The sequence below is a fragment of the Streptomyces sp. NPDC050806 genome, from assembly GCF_055586425.1.
On sequence record NZ_JBVJIF010000001.1, the window covers coordinates 535,696 to 551,314 of the forward strand.

General features: G+C 71.6%; 14 protein-coding genes and 1 pseudogene. 12 read left to right on the forward strand and 3 right to left on the reverse strand.

Annotated features, from left to right (window positions below):
- Positions 1 to 8: 8 nt before the first annotated feature.
- Positions 9 to 1,190 carry a catalase family protein gene (locus ACZ6WH_RS02415; protein ID WP_469725370.1) on the reverse strand — a complete coding sequence of 394 codons (1,182 nt, stop codon included), beginning with the start codon at positions 1,188 to 1,190 and terminating at the stop codon, positions 9 to 11.
- A 284-nt stretch (positions 1,191 to 1,474) separates the two neighbouring features.
- Between ACZ6WH_RS02415 and ACZ6WH_RS02420 the strand changes: the two genes are divergently transcribed.
- A complete protein-coding gene (locus tag ACZ6WH_RS02420) occupies positions 1,475 to 4,582 on the forward strand; it encodes an AfsR/SARP family transcriptional regulator (protein ID WP_469725371.1) in 3,108 nt (1,035 codons plus the stop codon).
- A 17-nt stretch (positions 4,583 to 4,599) separates the two neighbouring features.
- Here ACZ6WH_RS02420 and ACZ6WH_RS02425 read toward each other — a convergent pair whose 3' ends face one another.
- A complete protein-coding gene (locus ACZ6WH_RS02425) occupies positions 4,600 to 5,034 on the reverse strand; it encodes a VOC family protein (protein WP_432850235.1) in 435 nt (144 codons plus the stop codon).
- 237 nt (positions 5,035 to 5,271) lie between these two features.
- Between ACZ6WH_RS02425 and ACZ6WH_RS02430 the strand changes: the two genes are divergently transcribed.
- From ACZ6WH_RS02430 to ACZ6WH_RS02480, 11 genes and pseudogenes are all read left to right on the forward strand, one after another.
- On the forward strand, positions 5,272 to 6,639 hold the full coding sequence (locus ACZ6WH_RS02430; RefSeq protein WP_469725373.1) for a S8 family serine peptidase: 1,368 nt from the start codon (positions 5,272 to 5,274) through the stop codon (positions 6,637 to 6,639).
- Positions 6,640 to 6,646: 7 nt separating this feature from the next.
- On the forward strand, positions 6,647 to 6,934 hold the full coding sequence (locus tag ACZ6WH_RS02435) for a hypothetical protein (RefSeq protein ID WP_432850229.1): 288 nt from the start codon (positions 6,647 to 6,649) through the stop codon (positions 6,932 to 6,934).
- Positions 6,935 to 7,264: 330 nt separating this feature from the next.
- The gene (locus ACZ6WH_RS02440; RefSeq protein WP_469725376.1) at positions 7,265 to 8,065 is read left to right on the forward strand and encodes an esterase/lipase family protein; all 801 of its coding nucleotides are present in this window, start codon (positions 7,265 to 7,267) and stop codon (positions 8,063 to 8,065) included.
- Between the two features lie 57 nt (positions 8,066 to 8,122).
- Positions 8,123 to 8,686, forward strand: a complete 564-nt coding sequence (locus tag ACZ6WH_RS02445) for an O-methyltransferase (RefSeq protein WP_469725377.1) — start codon at positions 8,123 to 8,125, stop codon at positions 8,684 to 8,686.
- A gap of 137 nt (positions 8,687 to 8,823) precedes the next feature.
- Positions 8,824 to 9,123 (forward strand): annotated as a pseudogene (locus tag ACZ6WH_RS02450) (TcmI family type II polyketide cyclase); the annotation flags it as partial.
- Positions 9,124 to 9,198: 75 nt separating this feature from the next.
- On the forward strand, positions 9,199 to 9,588 hold the full coding sequence (locus ACZ6WH_RS02455; protein ID WP_469726225.1) for a cupin domain-containing protein: 390 nt from the start codon (positions 9,199 to 9,201) through the stop codon (positions 9,586 to 9,588).
- A complete protein-coding gene (locus ACZ6WH_RS02460) occupies positions 9,585 to 10,865 on the forward strand; it encodes a beta-ketoacyl-[acyl-carrier-protein] synthase family protein (protein WP_469725378.1) in 1,281 nt (426 codons plus the stop codon). The genes ACZ6WH_RS02455 and ACZ6WH_RS02460 overlap by 4 nt, the downstream gene beginning before the upstream one ends.
- Entirely contained in the window at positions 10,862 to 12,121 is a 1,260-nt protein-coding gene (locus ACZ6WH_RS02465; RefSeq protein WP_469725380.1) for a ketosynthase chain-length factor, read from the forward strand. The genes ACZ6WH_RS02460 and ACZ6WH_RS02465 overlap by 4 nt, the downstream gene beginning before the upstream one ends.
- A gap of 26 nt (positions 12,122 to 12,147) precedes the next feature.
- A complete protein-coding gene (locus tag ACZ6WH_RS02470) occupies positions 12,148 to 12,411 on the forward strand; it encodes an acyl carrier protein (RefSeq protein ID WP_469725382.1) in 264 nt (87 codons plus the stop codon).
- A complete protein-coding gene (locus tag ACZ6WH_RS02475) occupies positions 12,411 to 12,857 on the forward strand; it encodes an SRPBCC family protein (RefSeq protein WP_469725383.1) in 447 nt (148 codons plus the stop codon). Before ACZ6WH_RS02470 ends, ACZ6WH_RS02475 begins: the two co-directional genes overlap by 1 nt.
- A 37-nt stretch (positions 12,858 to 12,894) precedes the next feature.
- Positions 12,895 to 13,977, forward strand: coding sequence for a ferritin-like domain-containing protein (locus ACZ6WH_RS02480; protein ID WP_469725385.1), 1,083 nt, complete (start codon positions 12,895 to 12,897; stop codon positions 13,975 to 13,977).
- Positions 13,978 to 13,990: 13 nt separating this feature from the next.
- Here ACZ6WH_RS02480 and ACZ6WH_RS02485 read toward each other — a convergent pair whose 3' ends face one another.
- Positions 13,991 to 15,601 (reverse strand): aldehyde dehydrogenase (NADP(+)), encoded by a 1,611-nt coding sequence (locus ACZ6WH_RS02485; protein WP_469725387.1) that lies wholly within the window; start codon positions 15,599 to 15,601, stop codon positions 13,991 to 13,993.
- Between the last annotated feature and the right edge of the window lie 18 nt (positions 15,602 to 15,619).

Below are 15,619 nucleotides of genomic sequence, written 5' to 3' on the forward strand. Positions count from 1 at the left end.
CTCACGCGTCAGGGCTCCGTGGCGGGGCCGGACACCTTCGGCGTCGTGGTGTTCGGGGCCGGTGCCTTCAGTGGCAGTACCTCGTCCGCGGTGCGCGGCTCGCGCCGTTCCTGGTGGTTGAGCCGGTGGCGCAGGACGGAGGAGCGGCGGTAGGCCTCCTTGCGGGCCCGCATGATGCTGCCCAGCGGCCGGTGGGCAGCGGTCACCCGCCAGGGCGTGAAGGACAGGGCGTCCATCCGTTCCAGGTTGTCCGCGCCGGAGATGTCCTGCGCGGGGAAGCGGAGGTTCGCCACCGTGACGTACGGGGACCGCCACTCCGGCCATTCGACCGTGAGGTCGTCGACCGGCATGTGGACCGGATCGGTGCAGAGCTGGACCTGGATGCGGAAGGCGTAGGGCCGCTCGCGCAGTTCGGCCACCAGCGCGGGCCGGAAGAACTCACCAGCGGCGCCGGGGTCCATGGACCGCTCGGCCACGGCGGCCGCACAGCTGGGATCGGGGGTGAGGCGCACCTTGGCGAGGTAATCGCCGTGCCGGACCGCGCCCATAGTCGTGTAGGTCGACAGCAGTACGTTCACCAGGGGCCGTTGGACGAGGGCGAGGAAGGCCAGCAGTTCTTCCCACGCCCATTCGTCGGGCGCCAGGGTCCCCATACCGGTCACGTAGTCGCGGTAGAAACGGCGCCGGCCCGGCCTCCCCTCCGCGAAGTAGGCACCGGCCCGGAGGAAGAGCTCCTGGACGAAGAGGTAGTGCCGGACGGTGCTGCAGAAGAACACCGGCGCGTTGATGGTGGTGTAGTCGAACGTCCGGCTGTCGGGTTCGTCCTCCAGCAGCGTCGGACCGTCGATGTCGAACAGCTTCAGCGCCAGTCCTACGGCGCCTCCCAGCTTCTCGTCGGGCCCGGGGCGGGCGGAGCCGTTGGAGAACCGCACCAGTGCGTCGTGTCTGCCCGGAGTGGCGTAGATGCCCTGTGCGTACTCCTCGGGGAGCCCGTCGGGGATCTCCACTTCGCCCCGGACCAGCCCGTAGCCCTTGCTGTGCGCCTCGCGCAGCGCCCGGCCGTTGCCGTCGGCCGTCATGGAGCCGGTGATGTGCTGCTCCATTGTCGCGATCAGCAGCCGTACGTTCTCGTCGAAGTCCGGTTCGACGCTTTCCCACTCCGGTGTGTAGGCGATGAAGCGCGGTGACATGACCCGACCGCCTTTCGTCTCCGCGGCCGACCGGAACGGAACAACACGCACGTCCGGCGGGCGTTCTGCCGGACCCACCGTACTCACGCGCGAAGCGTTGGCGACAGGTCGAAAAGCGGCCCGGAGGCGGCGTGCGGACTGAGGTCACAGGGCCCGTCGGAGGGGTACGGGGGAGGCGGTCCGTCACCGAGGGCTGTCCGTTGCGTGCCGATGGGTGCCGTTGGGTGTCCATATAGCGCTGTCCGGGGTAACTTGTGAGGGATTGCCACGCGGGGAGGGCGAGGATGGGCGATCACGGGACAACGGGGGCGTTGCGTTTCGAGGCACTGGGTCCGCTGCGGGTGTGGCGGGACGGGGAGGAGGTGAATCCGGGTCCTGTGCAGCAGCGTGTGGTGCTCGCCGTGCTGCTTCTGCACGCGAACCGGCCGCTGCCGCGGGAGAAGCTGATCGACGCGGTGTGGGGCACGGCGGCTCCGGGACGGGCGGTGAATCTGGTGCAGCGGCACGCCGCCGGGCTGCGCAGAGTGCTGGAGCCGGACCGGCCGGCCCGTTCCCCGTCCCGGCTGCTGACCTGGACCGAGAGCGGATACGTACTGGCCGTACCGCCCGGCGCACTGGACCTGGACACCGTCGACGAGCAGATCGAACGGGGGAGGGCGGCGCGAACCGCCGGTGACTGGCAGACGGCGGCGGATGCGCTGCACGCGGCGTTGCGCCTGTGGCGGGGGCGGCTGTGCGAGGGCCTGACCGGTCCGCTGCTGGACGCCGAGCGGGACCGGCTGGAGGAGCACCGGCTCAGTGTGCTGGAGGAGCGCATCGAGGCCGACCTGGCTCTGGGCCGGCACGCCTCGGTGGTGGCCGAACTGGCCGGTCTGGTACGCGAGCACCCCCTGCGGGAGCGGCTGTGCGAGCGGCTGATGGTGGCCCTGTACCGGTCGGGGCGCCAGGCCGAGGCGCTCGCGGCGTACCGCACCACGCGAACGCTGCTGGCCGAGGAGCTGGGCATCGAGCCCGGCCCCGAACTCCAGCGGCTGGAACAGGCGGTACTGAACGCCGACCCGACTCTCACGCCGCCCGCGCCGCAGCAGTCCCCACCGCGTCCGGTCCCGTGCCTGCTGCCCGGCGATGTCGCGGGCTTCGCCGGCCGCACGCGCCAGCTGGCGGAACTGGACGCGCTGACGAGCCCGGACCCGCACTCGACGGCCGCGGTGATCTGCCTGGTCACCGGGACCCCGGGCGTCGGCAAGACCGCGCTCACGGTGCACTGGGCGCACCGGGTACGACAGGCCTTTCCCGATGGGCAGTTGTATGTGGACCTGCGCGGCTACGACCCCGAACAGCCCATGGCCGCCGGGGAGGCGCTCGCCCGCCTGCTGGCCGCCCTGGGGCTGCGCGGCCAGGACATCCCCCTGGACGTCGCCGACCGCTCCGCCCGGTACCGCAGTGAACTGGCCGGGCGCCGCATGCTCGTCATCCTGGACAACGCCGCGACGCCGGAGCAGATCAGGCCGCTGCTGCCCGGCACCGCCGGCTGCCCGACCCTGGTGACCAGCCGCGATGCCCTGCCGGGTCTGGTGGCCCTGCACGGAGCCCACCGCATCGACCTCGACCTGCTGCCCGCCGAGGACGCCCACGCCCTGCTGCACCAGCTCATCGGGCCGCGGGTGGCTGCCGAGCCCAGGGCCGCCGGCGTACTGGCGGACCGGTGCCGCCGGCTGCCCCTCGCGTTGCGTCTCACCGCCGAACTCGCCGCCGCCCGGCCCCATCAGAGCCTGGCCGACCTGGCCGCCGAGCTGGCCGACCGGCAGCTGGACCTTCTCCACGACGACGAGGACCCCAGCGCCGACGTGCGCGCGGTGTTCTCCTGGTCCTACCAGCGCCTGCCCGGCGGGGCCGCCCGGGCCTTCCGGCTGCTGGCCCTGCACCCCGGCCCCGACTGGAACACCGATGCCACCGCCGCTCTCACCGGCACCACGCCCGAGCAGGCCGGCCTGCTGCTCGACCGGCTGGCCCGCGCCCACCTCATCCAGCCCACCGGCCCCCACCGGTACACCATGCACGACCTGCTGCGTGCCTACGCCGCCGAGCTGGCCGTCACCACCGACCCGCCCGCCGACCGGCACGCCGCGCTGACCCGTCTCTTCGACCACTACCTGGCCAGCGCCACCACCGCGACGACCACGCTCCACCAGCACCGGGAGGACCAGCGCCCGCTGCCCACCCATGCCCCGCCGGCCACCCCCGTGCCGCCGATCGACGGCCCGGAGGCGGCGCGCGCCTGGCTGGACGCCGAACGCGCCAACCTGGCCGCCGTCTGCGCCCACGCCGCCGGTCACGGCTGGGACAGCCATGCCGTGGAACTGGCCACCGCTCTCTTCCGCTACCTGGACACCGGTGGGCACTACGCCGACGGCCTGGTCATCCACACGCACGCCCAGCACGCCGCCCGGCACAACGGTGACCACAACGGCGAAGCCTACGTACTGACCCACCTGGGCTACGTCTACTGGCGGCAGGGCCACTTCCCGCGGGCCGTCGACCACCACCGCAGAGCACTGGACCTCTTCCGGCGGACCGGCAACCGCGACGGTCAGGCGTCCGCCCTCACCTACCTCGGCCTGGTCCACTGGCGGCAGGGCCACTACCCGCTCGCCGTCGACCACCACGACCGGGCACTCGGCCTCTTCCGCCGGACCGGCAACCGGTACGGCCAGGCGTACGCCCTCCTCTTCCTCGGCCTGGTCCACTGGCGGCAGGGCCGGTACGAGCGGGCCGTCGACGAGCACCGCCGGTCGCTGGACCTCTTCGAGCAGCTGGCCGACGGGAACGGCCAGGCCTACGCGCTCACTCACCTGGGCCTGGACCACTGCGAGCAGCGGCGCTACCAGCAGGCCATCGACCAGCTCTGCCGGGCGGTGGACCTCTTCCGGCGGACCGGCAACCGCGACGGCCAGTCCTACACACTGACCCACCTGGGCCTGGTCCACTGCCGGCAGGGTCGCTACCGGCAAGCCGTCGACCATCACCGCCGAGCCCTGGACCTGGCCCGGCAGACCGGCTACCGCGCCTGCGAAGTCGAGGCGCTCAACGGCCTCGGCGAAGCCCTGCGGTCCAGCGGCGAAACGACCGTGGCGCGTGCCTGGCACACCGACGCGCTGGCCAAGGCCGTGGAGATCGGCGAGCGGTTCGAGCAGGCCCGCGCGCACGAGGGCATCGCCGCCCTCGACCACGCCACCGGCGACCTCCAGCAGGCCCGCCGGCACTGGGAACACGCCCTGAACCTGTACGCCGGTCTCGGCGTCCCCGCCGCCGACACCGTGCGCGCCCGGCTGGCCGCCCTCGACCGCGAGGACGTGGTCCGCAAGGAAGCCGACCCGGCTCCGCACTTCTGAGGAATGTCAGGGGAAGCTCAGTCGAGACAGAACTCGTTGCCCTCGATGTCCTGCATCACGAGGCACGACTCATTCTCCTCGTCGGCGAGCAGCAGTTGAAAGCGTGTCGCGCCGAGCGGGACCAGCCGTGCGCACTCGGCCTCCAGCGCGGCGAGGCGCTCTTGCCCCACCAGCCCGGTGCCGACCCGCACACAAAGATGCACCCGATTCTTGACGACCTTGCCCTCGGGGACGCGCTGGAAGTACAGCCGAGGGCCCACGCCCGAGGGATCACTGCACACGAACCCCGAATCCCGCCGCTCGGGCGGCAGGGAGCGGTTGTACTCGTCCCAGGTGCCGAATCCCTCAGGTGCCGGCGGTACGACGTATCCCAACACCTCGCACCAGAAGCGAGCGAGGCGCTCGGGTTCCGCGCAGTCGAAGGTGACTTGGAACTGCCTGATCGTTGACATCGGCGCACCATAGCAGGAGCACTGTCGCACAAAGGGCCGATCGCTCCTAAAAGCGTTACGCCCTTGTGCGTATGGAGGGGCGGTACACCCGGCAATACGATGGAAATTTCTCGGAGTTGTAGAAAATATTGAACCGTGGTCCTGTGCTGACCGCTCCCGGCCGCGCAGGCCTCCGGTCGATACCGCCGGGATTTCTCCGGCAGTCAACTGCACGAGGCTTCCGCGCTGGGGGGAAGCATGCGAGTCATCTTTCAGATGCGGCCCGAACGCGATGTCATGGCAGCCGTCATCGATCCTCATGTCGCCACTCCGCCGGCCGCGGACGTCGCCGGGCCGATTCCCGGCCTCGCCCTGGACGCCGGCTTCGCGCCGGTTCCCGTTCCGCAGCCGAAGCCGGCCACGCCCGGCGGTGATCCGCTGTCGCTGGAGCAGCCGCTCGTGTTCTCCATGGCACCCGAGGACGCCAGCGTCCTGATCCGTGGTGAGATCCAGGACTACGACGTCGCCGGCCGGCTGGCAACGCTCGCCACCGCACGGCCCGACATCGTCGGGATCTCCGCCGACCCCGTCGTCGAGACCACCCCGAACTGCGACGGCGCCCCCGTCGGGGACTGGCACGACGTCGAGCACGCCGTCACCGACGACCTCAAGGGCGAAGGGCTCGACGGCCGGGGCGTCACGCTCGCCGTCGTCGACACGGGCATCAACATCGAACACCTGGGGAAGGTGCTGGGGAACGCCGTGGAGATCGACGCCGAGCGCAGCTGGAAGCCCGCCGGGGTCGGTGAGGCCTTCGGCCGGTTCCCCGTGCGCCACGGCACGATGTGCGCCTTCGACGCGCTGATCGTCGCACGGCGGATCGCCCTCCTCGACCTTCCCGTGCTCGGTTCCACCCGGCAGGGGACCACGGTCATGGAAGGGCTGCTCTCCGACGCGATCGCCGCCTACGCACACCTGAGGTCACTGCTGGAGGCGGTCCCGCCCGGACAACGCACCGGGCTGGTCGTCAGCAACAGCTGGGGCTCGTACAGCCCGCGGTGGGACTTCCCGCCGGGGCACCCGGGCAACTACTCCGACAACCGTGCCCACCCCTTCAACCTCGCGGTGGCCGCCCTGGAGAACGCCGGCGCCGACATCCTCTTCGCCGCGGGCAACTGCGGCCGTGACTGTCCCGACGGCCGGTGCGGATTCCCCGACCGGCCCATCAACGGCGCCAACTCGCACCCCCGGGTGCTGTCCGTGGCCGGCGTCGACACCCGGGGAGTGCGGGTCGGCTACTCCTCCCAGGGGCCGGGCCGGCTCAGCCAGCGCAAGCCCGACATCGCCACCTGCACCCACTTCGAGGGTTCACAGGTGCTCGGGCCCGACACCCCCGACTCCGGGACCTCGGCCGCCTGCCCCGTCGCCGCGGGCGTCGTCGCTGCCGTACGCACGAGGCTGTCGCCCCAGGAACTGCCGCCGGCCAGGATGCGCACCCTGCTGCGCCGCACCGCCAACGACGCGGGTGTCGCCGGCTTCGACTTCGACCACGGCTACGGCACCATCAACACCGCGGCGATCGTGGAGGCACTGCGCCAACGCAGCAAGCACAACGCCCGCGCATAGGAGACCCATGGCTCCCGGCAGCCGTACCGTCCTCGTCACCGTGACGCTGCCGCCGGGCACCACACTCCAGGGTGCCCAGCGGCGGCTCGGGCTGGGTGACGACGAGGTCGACTCCGCGTACGGCCTGGTGTCCGTCGACCCCGCCCGGAACCTCTTCGCCCTCATGGTGACCGAAGAGGCCGGCTCGCGGATCGGGGGAACGCCCGGTACGCAGGGCCCCTACGCGAACCCCAGGATCGAGCCCTTCGGCCCGGATCGCCCGGACGACGCCGACGGCGGCGGCACCGCAGGCTGAGGGCCCCTCTTCCGGCGCGCTCAGCGGCGGATGCGCTGAATCCTGCCGTATGTGGCTGCCCGCCGCACTTCCGTCGCCCGACGTATGACATCCCTGTTCGTCATTTTCCCTTACAGGCCTCAACAACCCATGCCCGCAGCTCCGTTCGCGCTGCAGTGAGGACTGCAACGAGCCCTGCAACGCCGGGGAGCACGATGAAGGCGCCGCCGCGGAAGCTCCCGGAGGGCAGCGGGGGGACTGCTCTCCGGGTCCGCGCCGAAAGGCGCCGGAAGCGGCGTGGCCCTCCGCAGCGGACGGCAGACGTCGGACAGGAACTCAGAGGCCGGTGAGATGCGAATCAATGTGACCGCCCCGGAAGGGCGCGCGCGTGCCGCTGCGCTCGTTCCCACCGAGGCGACCCTGGTCGCCCTGACGACCGCTTTCCGTACGCTGAGGAAAGCAGCGCCGAGGCAGCCCTTCGCCACCCGGCGCCCTGAATTCCCGCGCCCGGCCGGCCTGCCGCGCCCGGCGCAGGACAGTGCCTGTCCGGTCGTCCTGGTCTCGGGGTACCTCTCCCCGCTGGGCTGCTGGGACGCCCTGTTGCCCCGGCTGCACGAGAACGGTTTCCGGAACACCACCTGCTTTGCCTACGACTCGTTGCGCGCGGGCATTCCGGAGATCGCCGAGGCGCTGGCCGCGCAGGTGTCCGCTGTCACCCGGGCCGCCGGGACACCGGGGGTCCATCTCATCGGATACAGCTTGGGCGGACTGGTCGTGCGGTATGCCGTGCAGCGCCTGGGCCTGACCGGCGACCCGATCAGCGTCACCACCATTGCGACACCGCACCGCGGTTCCCCGCTCGCCTGCGCGGGGGTCGGCCCGGCCGCCCAGCAGATGCGGGTGAATTCGGAATTCCTCCGCGGTCTGCCCGCGATGTATTCGAGCGGCCGGGTCCGCTGGTCCCTCATCGGCTCGCCCACCGATCGCATGGTCCCACTGGCCAGCGCGACGGACGGCCGGCACGCCGATTCCCTCAGCCTCGCCGGGGGCGGCCACCTCGGCATTCTCGACTCTCCGCAGATGGCGGGCGCGGTGCTGAGCCACTTGGAGCTCTGCGAATTCGAGCAGGCCCTCGTGGCCAGTTGCGCCTGACAGCAAAGCGCCCTACCTACGGAAGGCTCCGCAGTGCACAGAGATCATGTGAAGCGCATGCCCGAAGAGTCCGCCGACCGCACGGCAGTCGCCCCATCCGCGCAGGCGGACAAGGAATCGACGGACATACTGCTTCGGCAACTCGTGCTCGCCACCGGCGCCACCGCGGTGGTCGCGTGCGGGCCGGCGGCGGTGCGCAGGACGGCGTCCATCGCCACCGCGCTCCGCGACAACGGAAGCGGCCGGGTCGTGGGCTGTGTGGCCGACGCCGAGCAGGCGGAGGATGCGTCCGGCACGCTCGGCTCAGCGGGCGTCACGAGGTACGCCGACGTCCTGCACGGCGACATCCGGCACGTATTACGACGGTTGCCCGGTCCGGTCGATCTGCTGGTACTCGGCTGCCCCGGCGAGGAACACCTGCCGGTATTCCAGGCGGTGGAACCCAGGCTGCTTCCCGGGGCGCTGATCGTGGCCCTGGGAAGCCGGGCACATGGCGACCCTCCGTCCGGTGATCCTCCGCCCGGGGAATCGCTGGCCCGCTTCCTCAGCCACGACGACGGTTATGTCTCGCTCTCCCTGCCCATCGAAGGAGGGGTGGAGGTGGCCGTCCGTGCGCTCTGACCTCGGCCCGGCTCGCTCGACGAATCTCCGGGTCGTCGAACTGGACATGATTTACGGCCCGTTGCTCGATTGCCTCGAACCAGCCCCGGCTCCGGCCCGCGCACACGAGGACATGACCCATGAACCGGGAGACCGCCATGTACCGAACGCTGACCGTAGCGAAGATGGACCCCGCGAGCGCCGAGAGCGTGCGTGCAATATTCGCCGATTCCGATAACACCGAGCTGCCGCACCTGGTGGGCGTCACCAGGAGGACGCTGTTCGCCTTCCACGGCCTGTACTTCCACCTGGCAGAGTCGGACCAGGACTTCGAGCCGAACCTGGACAAGGCGCGCAGCCACCCCCTCTTCCAGGAGGTCAACTCCCGCCTGAACCACTTCCTTTCGCCGTTCGACCCCGACTCGCGGGACCGGAAGGACGCCCTGGCGGTGCCCTTCTACTCCTGGACGCCGCCCGAGGGCCCCCGGCCACACGGGCAGCCCCGGCAGGCGTGCAAGGTCTCCTCGGCCGATGTGCCGGCCAACACCAAACGCGGCGGCGACATCCGGGTGACGCTGAGCCCGAAGACGGCCGGCAGCACCTCCGGCTTCGGGGGAGTGCTGCACCTGGCGGCCGGGGAACACGTCACCGAGCACTACCACCCGTACTCCGAGGAGTTCCTCCATCTCGTCCAGGGCGAGGTGGAGATCAGCCTGGACGGACGTGCGACACCCCTCCTGCCCGGCGATTCGCTTCTCGTGCCGATCGGCGTACGCCATCGCCTGGTCAACACCGGAAACGTACCGGCGAAGGCCGCCTTCCACCTGTCCCCGCTCGCGCCGCGCCCCGAACTCGGCCATGTGGACACCGAAAGCCCCCTGCACGCCGAGGCCGGGAACCCGGACATCGGCGGTGGGCGATGACGCGCCGCGCGGTGCTCACCGGCGTCGGTGTGGTGGCGCCCGGTGCCCACGGGCGGGAAGCCTACTGGGACCTGCTCGCCGCGGGACGTACCGCCACCCGCCCGATCAGCCTCTTCGACGCCACCGGCTTCCGTTCCCGCGTCGCGGCCGAGTGCGACTTTGACCCCGCCGCGGCCGGCCTCTCCCCGAAGGAGGCCCGGCGGATGGACCGGGCCGCGCAGTTCGCGGTCGTCGCGGCGCGCGAGGCGGTCGCGGACAGTGGCATCGAGCTGCCCGCCGCCGACCCCGGCCGGGTCGGCGTCAGCATCGGCAGCGCGGTCGGCTGCACGATGGGCCTGGAGGAGGAGTACGCCGTACTGTCCGACGGCGGCCGGAACTGGCTGGTGGACCACTCCTACGGGGTGCCCCACCTGTACGGCTACATGGTGCCCAGCACCCTCGCCGTCGAGGTGGCGTGGCAGGCGCGGGCGGAGGGCCCGGTGGCGCTGGTCTCCACCGGTTGCACCTCAGGTATCGACGCGGTCGGGCACGGCGTCCAGCTCATCGAGGAGGGCAGCGCCGACATCGTGCTGGCCGGTGCCACCGATGCGCCGCTCTCGCCCATCACCTCCGCCTGCTTCGACGCCATCAAGGCCACCACGCCCAACAACGACGACCCCGCGCACGCCTCCCGGCCCTTCGACGGCCGCCGTGACGGCTTCGTACTGGGCGAGGGCGCCGCGGTACTGGTCATCGAGGAGGCGGCAGCCGCCAGGCGCCGGGGCGCCACGGTCTACGCCGAGGTGCTCGGCTTCGCGGGCCGCAGCAACGCCTTCCACATGACCGGCCTGAAGCCGGACGGCCGCGAGATGGCCGAGGCCATCCGCGTCGCACTGGACCGGGCCCGGATCGACCCCGAAGACATCGACTACATCAACGCCCACGGTTCCGGCACCAAGCAGAACGACCGGCACGAGACCGCCGCCTTCAAACGAAGCCTCGGCCCGCACGCGTACGACGTGCCGGTCAGCTCCATCAAGTCGATGATCGGGCACTCGCTCGGCGCGATCGGCTCGCTGGAGATCGCCGCGTGCGCGCTCGCACTGCGCCACCAGACCGTCCCGCCGACCGCCAACCTCGCCGAGGCCGATCCGGAGTGCGACCTGGACTACGTACCGGTCACGGCACGCGCACACCGGATGGACCGGGTGCTCACCGTGGGCAGTGGGTTCGGCGGCTTCCAGAGCGCCATGGTGCTCGGCCGGTACGACCTGGACAGCAAGGGAGAGGCGGCATGAGCGCATCCGGAATCCGCACCGGTTACCGCGGCACGGCCGTGGTCACCGGACTGGGCGTCGTCGCCCCCACGGGCATCGGCGCGCGCCGGCACTGGGAGTCGGTGCTCGCCGGGAAGAGCGGCCTGGGCCGCATCACCCGGTTCGACCCCGCCGGCTGTCCCGTGCGAGTGGCGGGCGAGGTGCCGGGCTTCGAGGCCGGCGAACGGGTGCCGGGCCGGCTCGTCCCGCAGACCGACCGGTTCACGCACTTCGCGCTGGCCGCGGCCGAGGAGGCGCTGGACGACGCCACCGTGGACCCGGGGGCACTGCCCGAGTACGCGATGGCGGTGGTCACCGCCAGCTCCTCCGGCGGCACCGAGTTCGGCCAGCGCGAGATGGAGCGGCTGTACCAGCGGGGACCGCAATGGGTTGGCGCCTACCAGTCCATCGCCTGGTTCTACGCGGCCACCACCGGCCAGGTCTCCATCCGGCACGGCATGCGCGGCCCGTGCGGGGTGCTGTGCTGTGAGCAGGCGGGCGGCCTGGACGCGCTCGGACAGTCCCGGCGGCTCCTGGACACCGGCTCCGAGCTGGTGCTCAGCGGTGGTACCGATGCCTCGCTGAGCCCGTACGGCCTGGTCGCGCAGACGATGACCGGCGAGCTGTCCACCGCGGACGACCCGGCGTGCGCGTATCTGCCCTTCGACGCCGCCGCTTCGGGGTTCGTACCGGGCGAGGGCGGTGCGTTCCTGGTGGTCGAGACCGCCGCGTCCGCACGTGCCCGGGACGCGGAACACTACGGCGAACTCCTCGGCTACGCCGCCGGGTTCGACCCGCCGGCCGACTCCGGGCGGCCCCCGGTCCTCGCGTCGGTCATCCGGCGCGCCCTCGTCGACGCGCGTCTCGGCCCGGAGGACGTCGGCGCGGTCTTCGCCGATGCCTCGGGCGTACCGGGGCGCGACCGGGCCGAGGCCCGGGCGCTCAACGAGGTGTTCGGGGCTGACGGTGTACCTGTGACCGCGCCGAAGGCCCTCACCGGCCGGCTCTACGGCGGCGCGGCACTGGACGTCGCGACCGCGCTGCTCGCCCTGAGCGCGAGAGTGGTGCCGCACACCCCCGGCCTCGACCGGGCCGCCCCGGAGTACGCGATCGATCTCGTCGTGGACCGGCCGCGGCGTATCGGACCGCCCAGCGCGCTGGTGCTGGCCCGCGGCCACGGTGGCTTCACCTCCGCACTGGTGGTGGGGGCGGGCAACCGCACCTGCCCCGAGATCTGACCGAACCGACCGAAAGGCAACCGACCATGGCCGATTTCACCGTCAACGATCTGAAGCGCATCCTCTACGAGGCCGCAGGGGCCAACGACGATGTCCACATGACGGGTGAGGACCTCGCCGACCAGCGGTTCACCGACCTGGACTACGACTCCCTCGCGGTGCTGGAACTCTCCAGCCGGATCGAGCGGGAATACGGGGTCACCATCCCCGACGGCGATCTGGCGCACACCATGACCCTGCGCGAGGCCGTCACGTACGTCGTCTCGCGACTCGCGGAGGTGGAGGTCTGATGGCGGGGCACACGGACAACGCGGTCGTCATCGACGCGCCGATGGACCTGGTGTGGTCCATGACCAACGACGTGGCCGCCTGGCCCCGGTTGTTCAGCGAGTACGCCGCGGCCGAGATCCTGGACCGGGACGGGGACACCGTCACCTTCCGGCTCACGCTCCACCCGGACGAGACGGGCACCATCTGGAGCTGGGTCTCCCGGCGCACCACCGATGCGACGAACCGCACGGTGTCGGCCCACCGGGTGGAAACCGGCGCTTTCATGTACATGAACATCCGCTGGACGTACGCGCAGCACCCCGGTGGTGTACGGATGCGCTGGGTCCAGGACTTCGCGATGAAGCCGGGCGCGCCGCTGGACGACGCCCAGATGACCGACCGGCTCAACCGCAACACCGCGACCCAGATGCAGCTGATCAAAGCGAAGATCGAGGCCGCCGCATGAGGCCCCGACGCAGGACCGGCAGGGGAGGGGATGTGCCATGACGCACCTTGCCCACCGGAGCAACGCCGTCGTCGAACTCTTGCAGGTGGACGACGAGAAGTGCGGGGAGCAGTGGTTGAAGGACGCGCTGCAGATGGCGCTCATGCTGGAGCTCGCCACCATTCCGCCGTACGCCTGTGCCGTCTGGTCGATCAAGGACGCGCGGTCCACGACGGACGTGCACCACGCGGTCCGGGAGGTGATGTTCGACGAGATGTCGCACTTCGGCCTGGTCGGCAACCTGCTGAGCGCCATCGGCGGCACCCCCGTCCTGACCGACCCGGCACAGCTGCCCACGTATCCGGGGCCGTTGCCCGGCGGTGTGAACCGCGGCCTGACCGTCCACCTGAGCAAGCTCGACAGGGAAGCCGCGGGCCTGTTCGCGGCGATCGAGAAGACCGACCACCCGGTCGTCTCATCCCAAGGAGAGGGCTACTCCTCGATCGGTGCCTTCTACGAGAAGGCGCAACGCGTCCTGAGCGCGAACCGGCACCTGGTCGGCGACAAGGGGTACCAGCTGAAATGGCCCCTCCAGACCGTGCACGGGAAGGGGAACGAGATCAAACCCCTTCGCACGTGGGAGGAGGCGGACGAGGCGATCACCATCATCAGGGAACAGGGTGAGGGCACCTCGGCCTCGCCGGTCAATCCGTACCCCCTGCACGCCGGGGAGCCGGCCCACTACTACGCCTTCCTGGAGATCTGCCGGGGCCGGAAGCTGGAGAACCGCACCGGCACGTGGGAATTCTCGGGGCCTCCCGTCGTCATTCCCCCGGTGTACCCCATGGGCAGGGTGCCGCCCGGTGGCTGGGCGAACGCCCCGGGAGCCGGCTCCCGGCTCCCCGAGGCGGTCGCCGTGCTGCTCGACGAGTTCAATGCCTACTTCAGCGAGATGCTCCGCGCCTTCGAGGCGGCCTGGCGCACGCCGGACGAGGGCAGGCGGCTGGCAACCCTGCGGGGTGCGGTCAGCGCCATGACCGGCATGCGCGCGTTGGCACGCACTCTGATGCGCATCCCGCAGCCCGCCGACCCCGAAGCCACCTACGGCCCGGAATTCCGCTACACGACCCGGCAGCCGTGACCCCGTGGTCCCATCAGCCCAGTGTGAGGGTGCCGTCGATGCGGCGGGGGACGGAGTAGGGGTTGTCGTCCTGGAGGGGCGGGGGGAGGAGGGGGGTGGGGAGGTTCTGGTAGGCGACCGGGCGCAGGAAGCGGTCGATGGCCAGGGAGCCCACGGAGGTGGTGCGGGCGTCGGAGGTGGCGGGGTGGGGGCCGCCGTGGACCATGGCGTGGCCGACTTCGACGCCGGTGGGCCAGCCGTTGAACAGGACGCGGCCGGCCCGGCGTTCGAGGAGCGGCAGCAGCGTACGGGCGTCGTCGAGGTCCGCGTCGGCGGTGTGCACGGTGGCGGTGAGCTGGCCCTCCAGGGCGCGGACGACGTCGGCGACGTGCTGCAGGTCGCGGCAGCGGACCAGCAGCGAGGCGGCGCCGAACATCTCGTGCTGGAGGTCGGGGTCGGCACAGAAGTCGTCGCCGTCGACCGACAGGAGCACGGCCTGCCCGGCGCCGGCGGTGGCGGGCAGGCCACCGCGGGCCAGGACGCGCACGCGGGGGTGGTTGCCGACCGCCTCGGTGCCCTTCCGGTAGGACTCCGCGATGTGCGGGGTGAGCATGGTGGCACCGTCGTCGGCCTCGACGTTGCTCGCCGCCTGCGCCGCGAAGGCGTCAAAGCCGTCGCCCTCGACGGCGATCACCAGTCCCGGGTTGGTGCAGAACTGGCCCGCGCCCAGCACCAGGGACCCGGTGAAGGCGTCGGCGAGTTCGTTGGGGCGTGCCGCGAGCGCGCCGGGCATGAGGACGACCGGGTTGATGCTGCTCATCTCGGCGTACACCGGAATGGGGTGACGGCGCGCGGCGGCGGCCCGTACCAGGGAGCTGCCCGCCGCGCGGGAGCCGGTGAAGCCGACGGCCTGGATGCGGGGGTCGGTCACCAGCCGGGTGCCGGTGTCGTGTCCCGCGCCGACGAGGAGGGAGAAGACCCCTTCGGGCATACCGGTGTCGGTGATGGCGGCGCGGATCGCGCGGGCGGCCAGTTCGGAGGTGCCGAGGTGGGCCTCGTGGGCCTTGACGACGACGGGGCAGCCGGCGGCCAGCGCCGAGGCGGTGTCGCCGCCGAGGACGGAGAAGGCGAGCGGAAAGTTGCTGGCGCCGAACACGGCGACGGGCCCGAGCGGGATACGGCGCTGCCGGATGTCGGGGCGTGGCTGGGGGCGGCGGTCCGGCTGGGCGGGGTCGATGCGGGCACCGTGCCAGCTGCCCGCGCCGAGGACGGCCGCGAACATGCGCAGCTGGCCGGTGGTGCGGACCACCTCTCCGGCGAGCCGGGCGGCCGAGAGCCCGGTTTCGAGCCGGGCGCGTTCGACGAGGGCGTCGCCCGCCAGCGTCAGGTGGTGTGCGATGCGCTCCAGGAACCGGGCGCGTTGCGCGGGGTCCGTGGTGCGGTAGGCGTCGAAGGCCTCGTCGGCGAGCCGGCAGGCCCGTGCGATGTCGTCGGGGGAGGCCGTGGGGTAGGCGGGGTCGAGCTCGTCGCCGGTGCGGGGATCGCGCGAGCGGAGGCCGGCACCGGTGGCGGTGACGGGCTCGGCGCCGATGAACATCGTCCCCTGCGGCAGGCCTTCGGGTGCGTGGGCGGGTGTTGCGGTCACCTGGAGTTCGTCCTTCTG